This window comes from Pseudomonas sp. MC6 (assembly GCF_054790575.1).
Map to the genome: position 1 here is coordinate 3,189,068 of NZ_CP186504.1, position 15,924 is coordinate 3,204,991.

Annotated in this window: 15 protein-coding genes; 1 reads left to right on the forward strand and 14 read right to left on the reverse strand. The window is 57.5% G+C overall.

The genetic code is table 11. From position 1 onward, the window contains the following. Positions 1-23: 23 nt before the first annotated feature. Both ACOYXE_RS14205 and ACOYXE_RS14210 read right to left on the reverse strand, forming a co-directional pair. A complete protein-coding gene (locus tag ACOYXE_RS14205; protein ID WP_160056876.1) occupies positions 24-476 on the reverse strand; it encodes a PaaI family thioesterase in 453 nt (150 codons plus the stop codon). Beyond that, positions 473-949, reverse strand: a complete 477-nt coding sequence (locus ACOYXE_RS14210; protein WP_460929707.1) for a PaaI family thioesterase — start codon at positions 947-949, stop codon at positions 473-475. Before ACOYXE_RS14210 ends, ACOYXE_RS14205 begins: the two co-directional genes overlap by 4 nt. 158 nt (positions 950-1,107) lie before the next feature. Between ACOYXE_RS14210 and ACOYXE_RS14215 the strand changes: the two genes are divergently transcribed. Beyond that, on the forward strand, positions 1,108-1,344 hold the full coding sequence (locus ACOYXE_RS14215) for a hypothetical protein (protein WP_007959016.1): 237 nt from the start codon (positions 1,108-1,110) through the stop codon (positions 1,342-1,344). Between the two features lie 78 nt (positions 1,345-1,422). Here ACOYXE_RS14215 and ACOYXE_RS14220 read toward each other — a convergent pair whose 3' ends face one another. The 12 genes from ACOYXE_RS14220 to sdhC form a co-directional block, all read right to left on the reverse strand. Continuing rightward, the gene (locus tag ACOYXE_RS14220; protein WP_095119944.1) at positions 1,423-1,824 is read right to left on the reverse strand and encodes an MAPEG family protein; all 402 of its coding nucleotides are present in this window, start codon (positions 1,822-1,824) and stop codon (positions 1,423-1,425) included. Then, entirely contained in the window at positions 1,824-2,561 is a 738-nt protein-coding gene (locus ACOYXE_RS14225; protein ID WP_095119943.1) for a DUF599 domain-containing protein, read from the reverse strand. The genes ACOYXE_RS14220 and ACOYXE_RS14225 overlap by 1 nt, the downstream gene beginning before the upstream one ends. 203 nt (positions 2,562-2,764) lie before the next feature. Beyond that, a complete protein-coding gene (gene brnQ / locus ACOYXE_RS14230; RefSeq protein WP_141126766.1) occupies positions 2,765-4,078 on the reverse strand; it encodes a branched-chain amino acid transport system II carrier protein in 1,314 nt (437 codons plus the stop codon). 415 nt (positions 4,079-4,493) lie between these two features. Beyond that, entirely contained in the window at positions 4,494-5,375 is an 882-nt protein-coding gene (gene sucD, locus ACOYXE_RS14235; protein ID WP_008082972.1) for a succinate--CoA ligase subunit alpha, read from the reverse strand. Further along, entirely contained in the window at positions 5,375-6,541 is a 1,167-nt protein-coding gene (gene sucC / locus ACOYXE_RS14240) for an ADP-forming succinate--CoA ligase subunit beta (RefSeq protein ID WP_007919879.1), read from the reverse strand. The genes sucD and sucC overlap by 1 nt, the downstream gene beginning before the upstream one ends. Positions 6,542-6,723: 182 nt before the next feature. Further along, complete coding sequence (lpdA, locus tag ACOYXE_RS14245) at positions 6,724-8,160, reverse strand: dihydrolipoyl dehydrogenase (protein ID WP_034156249.1); 1,437 nt, start codon at positions 8,158-8,160, stop codon at positions 6,724-6,726. 98 nt (positions 8,161-8,258) lie between these two features. Beyond that, positions 8,259-9,482 (reverse strand): 2-oxoglutarate dehydrogenase complex dihydrolipoyllysine-residue succinyltransferase, encoded by a 1,224-nt coding sequence (odhB, locus tag ACOYXE_RS14250; RefSeq protein WP_077571706.1) that lies wholly within the window; start codon positions 9,480-9,482, stop codon positions 8,259-8,261. A gap of 42 nt (positions 9,483-9,524) precedes the next feature. After that, positions 9,525-12,356, reverse strand: coding sequence for a 2-oxoglutarate dehydrogenase E1 component (locus ACOYXE_RS14255; RefSeq protein ID WP_160056872.1), 2,832 nt, complete (start codon positions 12,354-12,356; stop codon positions 9,525-9,527). Positions 12,357-12,607: 251 nt separating this feature from the next. Then, the gene (locus ACOYXE_RS14260; protein WP_008077942.1) at positions 12,608-13,312 is read right to left on the reverse strand and encodes a succinate dehydrogenase iron-sulfur subunit; all 705 of its coding nucleotides are present in this window, start codon (positions 13,310-13,312) and stop codon (positions 12,608-12,610) included. Between the two features lie 11 nt (positions 13,313-13,323). Beyond that, entirely contained in the window at positions 13,324-15,096 is a 1,773-nt protein-coding gene (sdhA, locus tag ACOYXE_RS14265) for a succinate dehydrogenase flavoprotein subunit (protein ID WP_008077944.1), read from the reverse strand. Between the two features lie 3 nt (positions 15,097-15,099). Next, positions 15,100-15,468, reverse strand: coding sequence for a succinate dehydrogenase, hydrophobic membrane anchor protein (sdhD, locus tag ACOYXE_RS14270; RefSeq protein ID WP_003222999.1), 369 nt, complete (start codon positions 15,466-15,468; stop codon positions 15,100-15,102). Beyond that, positions 15,462-15,836 carry a succinate dehydrogenase, cytochrome b556 subunit gene (gene sdhC, locus ACOYXE_RS14275; RefSeq protein ID WP_016773673.1) on the reverse strand — a complete coding sequence of 125 codons (375 nt, stop codon included), beginning with the start codon at positions 15,834-15,836 and terminating at the stop codon, positions 15,462-15,464. Before sdhC ends, sdhD begins: the two co-directional genes overlap by 7 nt. Positions 15,837-15,924 lie beyond the last annotated feature (88 nt).

Genomic DNA, 15,924 nt, shown 5'->3' on the forward strand with positions numbered 1-15,924 from the left:
GTCTTGTGAGTTTGGGGCGCTGTTCAGGATTTCAAGGGCTCATCGATTTTGAAGTGCGCGCGGGCGGTGGCAATCGGTTCGCTTTCGGTGCTTTGCCAAGCAGTAATGGCGACGTTAGCCACGCGCCGGCCGTGGCGGCAGACCTGACACTTGGCCCAGGTATCGCGGAACTGCCCGGCGCGCAGGTAATCGAGGGAGAAATCAATGATCTTCGGCACGCCCGGCGTTTCGGTAAAGATCAGCAAATGAAGTGCCGCCGCCAGCTCCATGAATCCGGCGATCACCCCGCCATGAATTGCCGGCAATAAAGGGTTACCAATGTTGTCTTTGTTCGCTGGCAGCTTGAACAGCAATTCATCGCCGACTCGTGAGCATTCGATGCCGATCAGCCCGGCGTAGGGAATCAACTGCAACAGCGGCGCGTAGTCGCCCTCAGCGTGAGCCTGCTGCAACTGCTGTTTCAGATCATCGCTCATTGCCCTGCTCCCTTGATCGCGCCGCCGAAGCCTTTGGTGCCTTTAAGGCCCTTGCCCATGCGCATGAACGTACCGACGACGTGGGCGATGGGTTGTCCGGGATCGTCCTGATAGGCGAAACCACGAGCGAAGATCACATCGGTGGTTACCCGGTAGCACTGGGCGAAGCCATAGACGTCTTTGTTCGGTTCGGCGGCGTGCATATAGTCAATGCGCAAATCGAGGGTCGGGCAGACTTCGAATTCCGGCAACACACAGAGCGTCGACATCCCGCAAGCGGTGTCCATTAACGAGGTAATTGCACCACCATGAATAACCCCGGTCTGCGGATTACCGACGATTTGCGGACTATAAGGCAGGATCACCGTGAGCCCTTCGCTGGAGGCTTCATGTACTCGCAAACCAAGTACCTGACAGTGTCTTAACGCTGAAAGAAATCTCGTCGCGCGCTCAAAAACGGGGTTTTCAGCCATATGATAATTACTCTCGTTAAAGCCATTGGCCAGTAGTAGCGAACAGACCAAAAGTTCCGTAGCAAAACAAACTTATATATCTGACACAAATGAGGAACTTAACCTGTAGCGCCAAGCTCTTAAGGCCAGTAGTTATTTTCCATAAGGAGAAACACCCCATGCGTAAGACTTTAGCTATTGCCTTGATGTTGACCGCTTCCCTCGGTCTCGCTGCCTGCGATAAAAAATCCGAGGACAAAGCTCAAGATGCCAACCAACATGCTGAACAAGCTCAGCAAGACATGAACAAAGCTCAGGATAAAGTGAACGACGCTGCGAAAGAAAACGCCGAAGCTGCCAAAGCTCAGGCTGAATCGAACGCCGCCGCGCAAGAAGAAGCTGCCAAGAAGCAATAATCCGCTTTTTGCTGCAGAAAAAAGAAAACCCGCCAAGCGCGGGTTTTCTTTTGCCTGTCATTTAGCGCCAGGCTCGCCTTAGAGCAAGACAGTTCTAAAAGTCGGACTAATCATCAACAACAGCGAACAGACTAAACCAACTAGCCACACCAGACTGCGCAGCTTGGGCAGATCGGCCAGATAGAACCACAAGTAGAGGATCCGCGCGATCACGAAGATGATCGCCAATGTATCGATCAGCCAGCCTGCCGTTTGCGTGGTGTGCGCCATCAACACACCGACTGCGAACAGGATGAAAGCTTCGATACTGTTCTGGTGAGCCGCCAGCGCCCTCGCACCGTAACCGGTCAGCTGCGCCTGTTGCTGGCGCGGCAGGTGATTGTTGTACCCCCCCTGTTCTTTCATCGCTTTGCCCACCGGCATACGCGCGATATAGATCATCAGTGCACTGATAAACACACACCAGAACGGAATACTCATCAAGCAGCCTCTTTGTTCGCCTCGGGGATGGGCGCCTCTGTAGGGGTATAGACCATTACATCGAGAACGTCGGAATGAAACTCGCGGCGATACAAGACCAATACCACCCCGGCGCTCATGAGCATGAACAACCACGGGCTGACAAACCAGGCCAGCATGGTCATGCCGAAGTAGTAAGAGCGCAGCCCGAAGTTGAACTGGTTGGCCGCCATCGAAATCACCCGCGCCGCCCGCGCAGCGAAAGCCTTGCGCTCCTGTTCGGAGACATGTCGCTCACCGATCATTGGCGCCGAGCCGACCAACACGGCCGCGAAGTTGTACTGACGCATGCACCAACTGAAGGTAAAGAACGCGTAGACGAACACCATCGCCAGACACAGCAACTTGATTTCCGACATGCCCTGCGACGCCTGTTGCACCATCGGAATATCTGCCAGCAACGACACTGCCCGCTCAGATGCGCCAAGCACGGTGAGAATGCCGGCGAGGATGATCAATGTGCTGGAAGCGAAGAACGAGGCGTTGCGCTCAAGGTTACCGATCACACTGGCGTCGGCGATGCGGTTGTCACGCAGCAGCATGCGGCGCATCCAGTCTTCGCGGTACAGGTGCAGCACACTCGCAAGACATGCTGTATCGCGGCCCTTCCAAGAGGCATAACGGGTATAACCGCCCCAGCAGATGACGAACCAGACGGCGGCGAGCAGGTGGATCAGGTTGGCTTGGATGAACGACATGCAATTCCTTGTGAGGTGTGTACACGCACTGATTACTTGTGGGAGCGAGCCTGCTCGCTCCCACATTGAGATTTCGGCAACCCTTCGACGTTAGCTCAGGGAAAAAGACACTGCCTGACGCGCATAAAAAATGCCCCGTATCGATTGATACGGGGCATTTCTGTTTAAGCGTTGAAGACCCGCTTATGACGGGTCAGACAACGTCAGGCAACGGCTTCGCTGCGCTTGCCCAGCAGGCGATCGCAAACCACCGCGACCACCAGGGTCATCACGCACGGCACCAGCCATGCCAGGCCCTGCTCGCTCAGCGGCAGGTGGGACAACTGCGATGGCATCCAGCCGGCCAGACCAGCGCCTTTCAGCGCGTCGATGGTGCCGAAGATGAACGACACCAGCATCACCGGACCGAGAATGCGGCCGTGCTCATGCCAGAAGTCTTTGCAGAAGCTCAGCGCCACCAGCACGATGCACGGCGGATAGATTGCGGTCAGCACCGGAATCGAGAACGCAATCAGCTTGGTCAGGCCCAGGTTGGACACCAGCAGCGAGAACGCCGCCAGAATGATCACCAGGGTCTTGTAGGACAGTGGCAGCACGCGGCTGAAGTATTCGGCGCAAGCACAGGTCAGGCCGACCGCTGTCACCAGACACGCCAGCGAGATCAGCACCGCGAGGAAACCGCTGCCCAGCGAACCGAAGGTGTGTTGCACATACGCGTGCAATACTGCCGCGCCATTGGTCGCGCCAACCGCCACTTCATGGCTACCGGAACCGAGACGGAACAGGCTGATATACACCAGCGCCAAACCGACGCCGGCGATCAGGCCAGCGATGATCGCGTAACGGGTGATCAACGCCGGCGACTCGACGCCACGGGAGCGGATCGCGTTAACGATGACAATGCCGAACACCAGTGCCCCGAGGGTATCCATGGTCAGGTAACCATTGATAAAGCCTTGGGAGAACGGTGCCGCGACGTATTCCGGCGTGCCGTGGCCGATGTCACCTGCCGGCAGGGCAAATGCAGCAATGCCGAGGACTGCCAGCGCGATGATCTTCAATGGCGCAAGGAAGCGGCCAACGGTGTCCAGCAAACGCCCAGGGTAGAGCGAGATGAAGAACACCAGCAGGAAGTACACCGAACTGTAAAGGAACAGTGCCAACGGGCTTTCGCCGGTCAGCGGCGCCAAGCCTACTTCAAAGGATACGGTCGCGGTACGCGGCGTGGCGAACAACGGGCCGACTGCCAGGTAGCAGGCAGCCGCCAGAATGCCGCCGGCAATCTTGCCGATCGGGCTGCTCAGCGCATCCATCGCCCCACCGACCTTGGCCAGTGCAACGACAGTGATCACCGGCAAACCCACCGCGGTGATCAGGAAGCCCAGCGCGGCCATCCAGACGTGAGGTCCGGCCTGCAAACCCACGATCGGCGGGAAAATGATGTTGCCAGCCCCGACGAACAGGGCAAATGTCATAAAGCCAAGTGCCAGGATGTCCTGACCTTTCAAAACTTTCATTAAGGTAATACCACACTACTGAATCGGAATTTAGAGGGGGATTGCCCTGTGTAATTAGGGAAATGCTGTCGATCCGTATGGGACTGACCCTTAAAGCGCGTTGCATGCCTTGTGGGCGGCAGACGCAAAAATGGCTGCTAGCCTAACGAATTTGCCGTGTAAACGCACTGTTAGAGGGCGAACTATCCGATACGCGACGTTTCCGTGTCGCGTTTACGTATTTATTTTTCGTTGGTACGGCAAAGATCAAAAGATCGTCCGATCGCGGCCCGAGCCTTCGGCAGCTCCTACAGGAGATTGCGTTCCTCTGTAGGAGCTGCCGAAGGCTGCGATCTTTGATCTTCTGATCTGCAGAAACGACAAAGGCCACCCGAAGGTGGCCTTTGTTTGGTGAAGCGTCAGCTAAGCGCGAGGCTTACTTGACAGCCCAACCGGTCAGCTCGGCCAGGGCCTTGCCGATGTCTGCCAGCGAACGCACGGTTTTAACGCCTGCGTCTTGCAGCGCAGCGAATTTCTCGTCTGCAGTGCCTTTGCCGCCAGAGATGATTGCGCCAGCATGGCCCATGCGCTTGCCCGGAGGAGCAGTCACACCAGCAATGTAGGAAACAACTGGCTTGGTCACGTGTGCCTTGATGTAGGCAGCCGCTTCTTCTTCAGCCGAACCGCCGATCTCACCGATCATGACGATCGCTTCGGTCTTCGGGTCTTCCTGGAACAGCTTCAGGATGTCGATGAAGTTCGAACCCGGAATCGGGTCACCACCGATGCCGACGCAAGTCGACTGACCGAAACCGGCGTCAGTAGTCTGCTTCACAGCTTCGTAGGTCAGGGTGCCGGAACGCGAAACGATACCGACCTTGCCTGGCAAGTGAATGTGACCTGGCATGATGCCGATCTTGCACTCGCCCGGAGTGATAACGCCTGGGCAGTTAGGGCCGATCAGGACTACGCCCAGCTCGTCGCACTTAACTTTAGCGTCCAGCATGTCCAGGGTAGGAATGCCTTCGGTGATGCAGACGATCAGCTTGATGCCGCCGAATGCCGCTTCCAGGATCGAATCTTTGCAGAAAGGAGCCGGAACGTAGATCACGGAGGCGGTAGCGCCAGTGGCTTCTACTGCGTCTTTAACGGTGTTGAACACTGGCAGACCCAGGTGCTCGGTGCCGCCTTTGCCAGGAGTAACGCCACCAACCATTTTGGTGCCGTATTCGATGGCTTGCTGGGTGTGGAAACTACCTTGCGAACCGGTAATACCCTGGCAGATAACTTTGGTGTCTTTATTGATCAGGACGCTCATTATTTGCCCTCCGCAGCTTTGACAACTTGTTGAGCAGCGTCGGTCAGGCTGGTAGCAGCGATGATGTTCAAACCGCTTTCTGCCAGTACTTTAGCGCCCAGCTCAGCGTTGTTGCCTTCAAGGCGAACAACAACCGGGATTTTCACGCCGACTTCTTTCACAGCGCCAATGATGCCTTCGGCAATCATGTCGCAGCGAACGATGCCGCCGAAGATGTTGACCAGTACTGCAGCGACGTTGGTGTCGGACAGAATGATCTTGAACGCTTCAGTTACGCGTTCTTTGGTAGCGCCACCACCTACGTCGAGGAAGTTGGCTGGCTTGCCGCCATGCAGGTTGACGATGTCCATGGTACCCATGGCCAGGCCAGCACCGTTGACCATGCAGCCGATGTTGCCTTCCAGTGCTACGTAGTTCAGTTCGAACTTGGCAGCGTGCGCTTCGCGCGGATCGTCTTGCGACGGATCGTGGAAAGTTTTCAGCTTAGGCTGACGGTACATGGCGTTGGCGTCGATGTTGATCTTGGCGTCCAGGCAGTGCAGATCGCCGTCAGCCTTGATCACCAGCGGGTTCACTTCCAGCAGAGCCAGGTCGTGATCCTTGAACAGCTTGGCCAGACCTACGAAGATCTTGGCGAACTGAGCAACCTGTTTGCCTTCCAGACCCAGCTGGAATGCCAGCTCGCGACCCTGGAATGGCTGAGCGCCAACCAGTGGATCGATAGTGGCCTTGAGAATTTTTTCTGGAGTGTCGTGAGCGATTTTCTCGATGTCCACGCCACCTTCGGTGGAAGCCATGAACACGATGCGACGGCTCGAACGGTCAACGACAGCGCCCAGGTACAGCTCTTTAGCGATATCAGTGCACGATTCAACCAGGATCTTGGTGACTGGCTGGCCATTGGCGTCAGTCTGGTAAGTCACCAGACGCTTGCCCAGCCATTGCTGTGCGAAGGCTTTGGCGTCTTCTTTGCTGCGAACCAGCTTGACGCCGCCCGCTTTACCGCGACCACCGGCGTGGACCTGGGCTTTGACAACCCACTCGCTGCCGCCGATTTTGTCGCAAGCTTCTGCTGCTGCTTCCGGGGTGTCTACTGCGTAACCAGTGGAAACTGGCAGGCCGTATTCAGCGAACAGCTGCTTACCCTGATACTCGTGAAGATTCATGCTTTTTACCGTCTTCGTTAGGTACTGCGCATTCGGCGCTGCGCTCGTTTGAGTGCCGCGCCACCTGTGACTGCTGCTTGCGTAGCTGAGCTACGCAAGACTGCGTCCAGCGGACATTCCGCGGTGAGACTTGCTCGCAAGGCTCACGACGGGCCGTTACCGCCGTGGTTTCTTATTGTCTGTTAACGCTTTTTGCGGTTGGCAATGTGGATGGCACCGCCATTCACAGCCAGAGCAGCTTCGTGCAAGGCTTCAGACAGGGTCGGATGGGAGAAAACCATCATGCCCAGATCTTCAGCGCTGGTGCCGAATTCCATACCGATCGCGCCCTGCTGAACCAGTTCTGCAGCGCTCGGACCAATCACGTGCACGCCCAATACGCGGTCAGTCTTGGCATCAGCGATGACCTTGACGAAACCACCGGTATCGTTGGCAGCCATGGCACGGCCGGAAGCGGCGAACGGGAAGGTGCCGACGTTAACTTCAACGCCTTCAGCTTTCAAGGCCTGCTCGGTTTTGCCAACCCACGCGATTTCCGGGTGAGTATAAATAACCGAAGGGATCAGGTCATAGTTCATCTGGGCTTTGTGGCCCTTGATGCGCTCGACAACCATGATGCCTTCTTCCGATGCCTTGTGAGCCAGCATCATGCCGCGAACCACGTCACCGATGGCGAAAACGCCCGGTACGGTGGTCGCGCAGTGATCGTCAACGTGCACGAAACCGCGCTCGTCGAGGGTCACGCCGCTGTCGGAAGCCAGCAGATCAGTGGTCACCGGACGGCGACCAACGGCTACGATCAGCTTGTCGAAAGTGATGGTCTGTTCGCCATTGGCATCGGTGTAGTTCACAACGACTTCGTCGCCGTTGACTTTCGAGCCGGTCACGCGAGCGCCCAGTTTGATGTCCAGACCTTGTTTGGTCAGGGTTTTCAGCGCTTCCTTGGAAACAGCGGTGTCCGCTGCCATCAGGAAGGTATCCAGAGCTTCCAGGACAACCACTTCAGAACCCAGACGCGACCACACCGAACCCAGTTCCAGGCCGATCACGCCAGCGCCGATCACGCCCAGACGCTTAGGTACGGTCTGGAATTCCAGAGCGCCAGTCGAATCAACGATGACTTTCTGATCAACCGGAGCCGGTGGAATGTCGATCGGACGCGAGCCTGGAGCCAGGATGACGTTTTCAGCTTCGATGACTTCAACCGAGCCGTCTGGCTTGGTGACTTCGACTTTCTTGCCAGCCAGCAGTTTGCCGTGGCCCTGGATCGAAGTAACGCCGTTGGCCTTGAACAGAGTGGCAACGCCGCCGGTCAGGTTCTTGACGATGCCAGCCTTGCGGCCAACCATCGCAGCGACGTCCATTTTGACTTCGCCAGTCGAGATACCGTGAACGTTGAAGCTTTCTTTCGCTTCCTTGTATTTCCAGGAGCTGTCGAGCAGCGCCTTGGAAGGAATGCAGCCCACGTTCAGGCAGGTGCCGCCCAAGGCTTGCTTGCCTTCTGCGTCGGTGTACTTCTCGATGCAGGCAGTGGTCAGACCCAGCTGCGCCGCCTTGATGGCAGCCACGTAGCCACCAGGGCCAGCACCGATCACTACTACGTCAAATTTCTGCGACATTCAAAAATCCTCTTTTTTGCAGCAAGCGTGAAGCCGCAAGCCTCAAGCCAAACTGCGGTTACTCGCAGCTTGCAGCTTGAGACTTGCAGCTGCTTCTATCAAATATCCAGCAACAGACGAGCCGGATCTTCCAGCAGGTTCTTGATGGTCACCAGGAAGGTCACAGCTTCTTTGCCATCGATCAGACGGTGATCGTAGGACAGTGCCAGGTACATCATCGGACGGATAACGACCTGACCGTTGATGGCCATAGGACGCTGGATGATGTTGTGCATGCCCAGAATCGCTGCCTGCGGCGGGTTGACGATCGGGGTCGACATCATCGAACCGAAGGTACCACCGTTGGTGATGGTGAAGGTACCACCGGTCATCTCGTCCATCGACAATTTGCCGTCACGGGCTTTCTTGCCGAAAGTGGCGATGCCGCCTTCGATTTCAGCCAGGCTCATCAGCTCGGCGTTACGCAGAACCGGAACAACCAGGCCACGGTCGCTGGAAACGGCAACGCCGATGTCCGCGTAGCCGTGGTAAACGATGTCGCCGCCGTCGATCGACGCGTTGACAGCCGGGAAGCGTTTCAGCGCTTCGGTAGCAGCCTTGACGAAGAACGACATGAAGCCCAGGCGTACGCCGTTGTGGGACTTCTCGAACAGGTCCTTGTACTTCGAACGCAGGGCCATGACTTCAGTCATGTCGACTTCGTTGAAAGTGGTCAGCATCGCCATGTTCGACTGAGCTTCAACCAGACGCTTGGCCACGGTGGCACGCACGCGGGTCATCGGTACGCGCTTCTCGATGCGGTCGCCAGCGGCGAACACAGGAGCGGCAGCCGATGGAGCAGCAGCCTTGGCAGGCGCGGCAGCCGGAGCGGCTTTCTTGGCAGCAACCGCTGCAACCACGTCTTCCTTGGTCACACGACCGCCCTTGCCGGTGCCGGCAACGGAAGCGATGTTGATGCCGTTTTCTTCAGCCAGCTTGCGCGCAGCCGGTGCAGCAACAGGATCATCTTCGCCTTCGGCAGCAGCCGGTGCAGCGGCAGCAGCGGCCGGAGCAGCAGCGGCGGCTGGAGCAGCGGCAGCAGCGCCGCCAGCTTCGATGGAGCCCAGCACTTCGTCGGACAGAACGGTGTCGCCTTCGTTCTTGACGATTGCGCCCAGCACTCCGTCGGCGGTGGCCAGCACTTCCAGTACGACTTTGTCGGTTTCGATGTCGACGATCAGGTCGTCACGCTTGACGGCGTCGCCCGGTTGCTTGTGCCAGGTGGCAACGGTGCCATCGGCAACCGATTCCGGGAAAGTGGGGGCTTTGATCTCGATAGCCATTATCTGTGGTTCCTTAAATTCGGTTTCAGGTGCGCGAAGGCATTAAATGGTAAACGCGGCTTGCAGGAGTTTTTCCTGTTGCTCGGCGTGCATCGATGCGTAACCACAAGCTGGGGCAGCAGAAGCCTCACGGCCCGCGTACTCAAGTACGAGAGACTTGTCGAGGTTCCCGATGCTGCGACGCAAGTGGTGCTGGCTGCAGTACCAGGCGCCCTGGTTCATCGGCTCTTCCTGACACCAAACGGCATTTTTGACGTTGGTGTATGGAGCCAGGACTTCTTTCAAGTCGTCCTCAGGGAATGGGTACAGCTGCTCGATACGCACGATGGCGATATCTTCACGGCCTTCGGCACGGCGTTTTTCCAGCAGGTCGTAGTAGACCTTGCCGCTACACAGAACAACACGCTCGACCTTTTTCGGGTCCAGGGTATCGATTTCCGGGATCACGGTCTGGAACGAACCTTCGGCCAGATCTTCCAGGGTCGAGATGGCCAGTTTGTGGCGCAGCAGCGACTTTGGAGTCAGCACGATCAGCGGCTTGCGCAGCGGACGAATCACCTGACGACGCAGCAAGTGGTAGATCTGTGCTGGCGTGGTCGGTACCGCTACCTGAATGTTGTGCTCGGCGCACAGTTGCAGGTAACGCTCAAGACGTGCCGAGCTGTGCTCAGGGCCCTGACCTTCGTAACCGTGTGGCAGCAACATGGTCAGACCGCAGAGACGGCCCCACTTGTGCTCGCCGCTGGTGATGAACTGGTCGATTACAACCTGTGCACCGTTGGCGAAGTCGCCGAACTGGGCTTCCCAGATCACCAGCGCATCCGGCGTGGTGGTCGAGTAACCGTATTCGAACGCCAGTACCGCTTCTTCCGACAGGAACGAGTCGTACAGGTCAAAGCGTGGCTGACCGTCGTACAGGTGCTGCAGCGGAATGTAGGTGCCCGCGTCTTTCTGGTTGTGCAGCACAGCGTGACGGTGCGAGAACGTACCGCGGCCGATGTCCTGACCGGTCATGCGGATCGGGTGACCTTCGAACGCCAGGGTCGCGTACGCCATGGTTTCGGCGTAACCCCAGTTGATCGGCAGGCCGCCGGCTTGCATCTTCTGACGGTCTTCGTAGATCTTCGAAACCTGACGCTGAACCACGAAGCCTTCTGGAATTTCCAGCAGCTTGGCGGACAGTTCTTGCAGGGTCTTCAGATCAAAGCGGGTGTCGTGACGCGCAGTCCAGGCGTGGCCCAGATACGGACGCCAGTCCACGAACAACTCTTTGTTCGGCTCTTTGACCAGCGATTTCACTACGTGCAGACCGTTGTCCAGCGCGTTGCGGTATTCGTCGACTTTCGCCTGAACACGCTCTGCGTCGAGTACACCGCCCTGGGTCAGACGATCAGCGTACAGCTCACGAGTGGTGCGCTGCTTGGTGATCTGCTGATACATCAGAGGCTGGGTGCCGCTTGGCTCGTCGGCCTCGTTGTGGCCGCGACGACGGTAGCAGACCAGATCGATGACCACGTCACGCTTGAACTGCATGCGGTAGTCGATGGCCAGCTGGGTCACGAACAACACGGCTTCCGGATCATCACCATTCACATGGAGGATCGGCGCCTGGATCATCTTGGCAACGTCGGTGGCGTACTCGGTGGAACGCGAGTCCAGCGGGTTGCTGATGGTGAAACCAACCTGGTTGTTGATCACGATGTGCACGGTACCGCCGGTCTTGAAACCGCGGGTCTGCGACATCTGGAAGGTTTCCATGACCACGCCCTGACCTGCGAATGCAGCGTCACCGTGGATGGAGATCGGCAGAACCTTCTCACCGGTCGGGTCGTTACGACGATCCTGACGGGCGCGAACCGAACCTTCTACCACAGGGGAAACGATTTCCAGGTGGGACGGGTTGAACGCCATGGCCAGGTGAACTTCACCGCCGGCGGTCATCACATTGGACGAGAAGCCCTGGTGATACTTAACGTCACCGGAACCCAGCTCGACCTTCTTCTTGCCTTCGAACTCGTCGAACAGCTCGCGCGGGTTCTTGCCGAAGGTATTGACCAGCACGTTCAGACGACCACGGTGGGCCATGCCGATGACAACTTCCTTGGTGCCGTAGGAACCGGAACGCTGGATCAGTTCGTCGAGCATCGGAATCAGGCTTTCGCCGCCTTCCAGACCGAAACGCTTGGTGCCCGGGTATTTGGTGCCCAGGTATTTTTCCAGGCCTTCACCGGCAGTCACGCGCTCAAGCAGGTGGCTCTTGATGTCGGCGGAGTACGTCGGACGACCGCGCACGCTTTCCAGACGCTGCTGGAACCACTGGCGCTGCTCGGAATCGGTGATGTGCGTAAATTCAGCGCCGATGGTGCGGCAATATGTCTGCTGCAACGCTTCGTGAATTTCGCGTAGGCTCGCTTCCTCTTTGCCGATGAACAGGTCGCCGGCACGGAAGGTCGTATCAAGATCGGCATTGGTCAAGCCGTAATGATTGATCGACAGGTCTGCAGGTGCAGGACGCTGCCACAGCCCCAGCGGGTCAAGCTGGGCTGCCTGGTGGCCACGCATACGGTAGGCCTGGATCAATCGCAGCACTTCAACTTGCTTCTTCTCGTGCTCACTGCTCACGCTGCCGGCGGAAACCGGTTGAGCGCGGCGCTGGTTCTTTGCCAGCAGCACGAAATGATCGCGAATTGTCGAGTGCGAAACATCAGTGGCAGAGTTGCCGTCGGCAGGCAACTTCTGAAAGTAGGTGCGCCACTCTTCTGGCACAGCGTTAGGGTCGTGCAGGTAGAGCTCATAAAGCTCTTCCACATAGGCAGCGTTTCCACCTGAAAGGTAGGCGCTGTTCCACATGCGCTGCATCACGCTTTCTTGCATGCTTGGTCACCCTCGGTTAGGGGAACACCATCGATGTCGACACCGAGCAAACTTGCAGAAGTCCGAATGCAGCGACTAAAACAAGCCACTTAGGATCACACTGATAGTCCGGGTACCAGCCCGGATGCCCCTGCTTGTCTCATTTCTTCAAAATAAGAGCCGCAGCTTATGGCTACTGCTCTGGTTATAGCCATGACGCGGGTTGAAGCCCGCGCCACAGCCTCTACGGTGCAGCGGTTACAGCAGCTGAATCACACGCCGCTCGAAAGCAGCATGTTACGGATGTGACCGATGGCCTTAGTCGGGTTCAGGCCTTTCGGACATACGTTGACGCAGTTCATGATGCCCCGGCAGCGGAAGACGCTGAACGGGTCATCGAGTGAAGCCAGACGCTCGTTGGTCTTGGTGTCACGGCTGTCTGCCAGGAAGCGATAAGCTTGCAGCAGTGCAGCTGGACCCAGGAATTTGTCCGGGTTCCACCAGAAGGACGGGCAAGAGGTCGAGCAGCAAGCGCACAGGATGCACTCGTACAGACCGTCGAGCTTTTCGCGCTCTTCTGGCGACTGCAGACGCTCGATGGCCGGAGCCGGCGTGTCGTTCTGCAGGTAAGGCTTCACCTTCTCGTATTGCTTGTAGAAGATGCTCATATCGACAACCAGGTCACGGATAACCGGCAAACCTGGCAGTGGACGAACAACCAACTTGTTACCTTTTACAACGGCAGACAGCGGCGTGATGCACGCCAGGCCGTTCTTGCCGTTGATGTTCATGCCGTCGGAACCACAAACGCCCTCACGGCAAGAGCGACGATAGGAGAAACCTTCGTCCTGTTCTTTGATCAGGGCCAGTACGTCCAGCACCATCAGATCTTTACCACCGGTATCGATCTGGAATTCCTGCATGAACGGCGCGGCGTCCTGATCAGGGTTGTAACGATAAACGCTGACTTGCAACATGGCGGCCACCCTTAATAAGTCCGAATCTTAGGTTCAAAAGTCGGAACAGTCTTCGGCGAGAAGTTCACGGCACGCTTGGTGACGCGCTTGTCACCCGGGAAGTACAGGGTGTGGCACAGCCAGTTTTCGTCGTCACGGTCTTCGAAGTCTTCACGGGCGTGAGCACCGCGCGACTCCTTGCGTACTTCAGCCGCGATGGCGGTAGCTTCAGCCACTTCCAGCAGGTTTTGCAGTTCCAGCGCTTCGATACGGGCAGTGTTGAACGCCTGCGACTTATCGTTGATTTTCACGTTGGCGATACGGGTACGCAGGTCAGCAAGCTGAGCGATACCTTTCTGCATGTATTCGCCAGTACGGAATACACCGAAGTAGTTCTGCATGCAGTTCTGCAGCTCGCGACGCAGGGTTGCCACATCTTCACCGTCGGTACGGCTGTTCAGCGCGTTCAGACGCGACAGGGCAGCTTCGATGTCGGCTTCGGTAGCGTCGTCGTATTCGATGCCGTCGGTCAGCGCCTTTTCCAGGTGCAGGCCGGCAGCGCGGCCGAATACCACCAGGTCGAGCAGCGAGTTGCCGCCCAGACGGTTGGCACCGTGAACCGATACGCAAGCCACTTCGCCCACAGCGAACAGACCAGGGATGATCTTGTCGACGCCTTCAGCGTCCTGGGTGATCGCCTGACCATGAATGTTGGTGGCAACGCCGCCCATCATATAGTGGCAAGTCGGAACAACCGGAACCGGAGCAACAACCGGGTCAACGTGTGCGAAAGTCTTCGACAGCTCGCAGATGCCTGGCAGACGGCTGTGCAGCACTTCCTCGCCCAGATGGTCGAGTTTGAGCAGTACGTGGTCGCCATTCGGACCGCAACCGTTGCCGGCGATGATTTCTTTAACCATCGAGCGAGCAACCACGTCACGACCGGCAAGGTCTTTGGCGTTCGGAGCATAACGCTCCATGAAACGCTCGCCGTGCTTGTTGATCAGGTAACCACCTTCACCACGGCAACCTTCGGTAACCAGTACACCGGCGCCGGCGATGCCGGTCGGGTGGAACTGCCACATTTCGATGTCTTGTACCGGCACGCCAGCACGCAGAGCCATGCCGACGCCGTCACCGGTGTTGATCAGGGCGTTGGTGGTGGAAGCGTAGATACGACCTGCACCGCCGGTAGCCAATACAGTGGCTTTAGCGCGAATGTAGGTGGTTTCGCCGGTTTCGATGCAGATCGCGATCACACCGACGAAGTCGCCTTCCTGGTTTTTCACCAGATCGACAGCGTAGTACTCGTTCAGGAACGTGGTGCCGGCTTTCAGGTTGCCCTGATAAAGGGTGTGCAGCAGCGCGTGACCGGTACGGTCGGAAGCCGCGCAAGTACGTGCAGCCTGACCGCCCTTGCCGTAGTCCTTGGACTGGCCACCGAACGGACGCTGATAGATGCGGCCTTGTTCGGTACGCGAAAACGGCATGCCCATGTGGTCCAGCTCGTAAACGGCAGCAGGGCCTTCCTGGCACATGTATTCGATAGCGTCCTGGTCACCGATGTAGTCGGAACCCTTGACGGTATCGTACATGTGCCAGCGCCAGTCATCATTCGGGTCAGCGGACGCGATTGCGCAAGTGATACCGCCCTGAGCGGATACAGTGTGCGAACGGGTCGGGAAAACCTTGGTGATCACGGCAGTCTTGTGACCGCCCTGTGCCAGTTGCAGCGCCGCGCGCATGCCGGCACCGCCACCACCAATAATGATGGCGTCGAAAGAAATCGTTGGAATGTTAGCCATGACTCAGATACCCCAGAGAATCTGCACACCCCAGACGAAGTAAGCGAACATCGCAACGCCGCATACTGCCTGGAAAAGGAAACGTATAGCCGTCGCGGACTTGCCGAACGCCATTGGCGTCAGGTAGTCAGTCGCGATGGTCCACATGCCGACCCAGGCGTGAGCGCCGAGAGCAACAAGGGCCAGGAGGCTGAAAATACGCATTCCGTTGTGGGCGAACAGTTCATGCCACTGGGCATACTCGAGGCCAGGGTGGGCCACGACGTATCCGATCAGAAAGATGAAGTAAGCCGCGAGAACGACCGCAGACACACGTTGCGCCATCCAGTCATAGAGGCCCGAACGCGACAGGTTCGTGACGTTAGTTACCATATCCAAACTCCTGCCAGAACGATTACCACCACGGAAACGGCGATAACGATTTTCGAGCCCAGCTTGCCGCCTTCCAGCGTCTCACCGATGCCCATGTCCATGATCAAATGGCGCACACCGGCTACCAGGTGATACAGCAGAGCGGACAGGATGCCCCAAATCACTAGCTTGGCTAGCGGACTGGTCAGACACGCTTTCACCTGACCGAAGCCTTCCTCGGAGCTCAGCGACTTGTCCAATGCATAAAGCATGATGGCAAGGCACACGAAGAGGATGACACCGGAGATACGGTGAAGAATGGACGTGTAAGCAGTGACTGGGAGTTTGATGGTCCTTAGGTCTAGGTTTACAGGTCGTTGGCTTTTCACGGCTTTTTTTTCACACTGAAGAGCCCCTAACAATCAGGGCAAAGTTGTTGGGGAGTGCACTGGTCAGGTAACCACCACCCAGGGATGC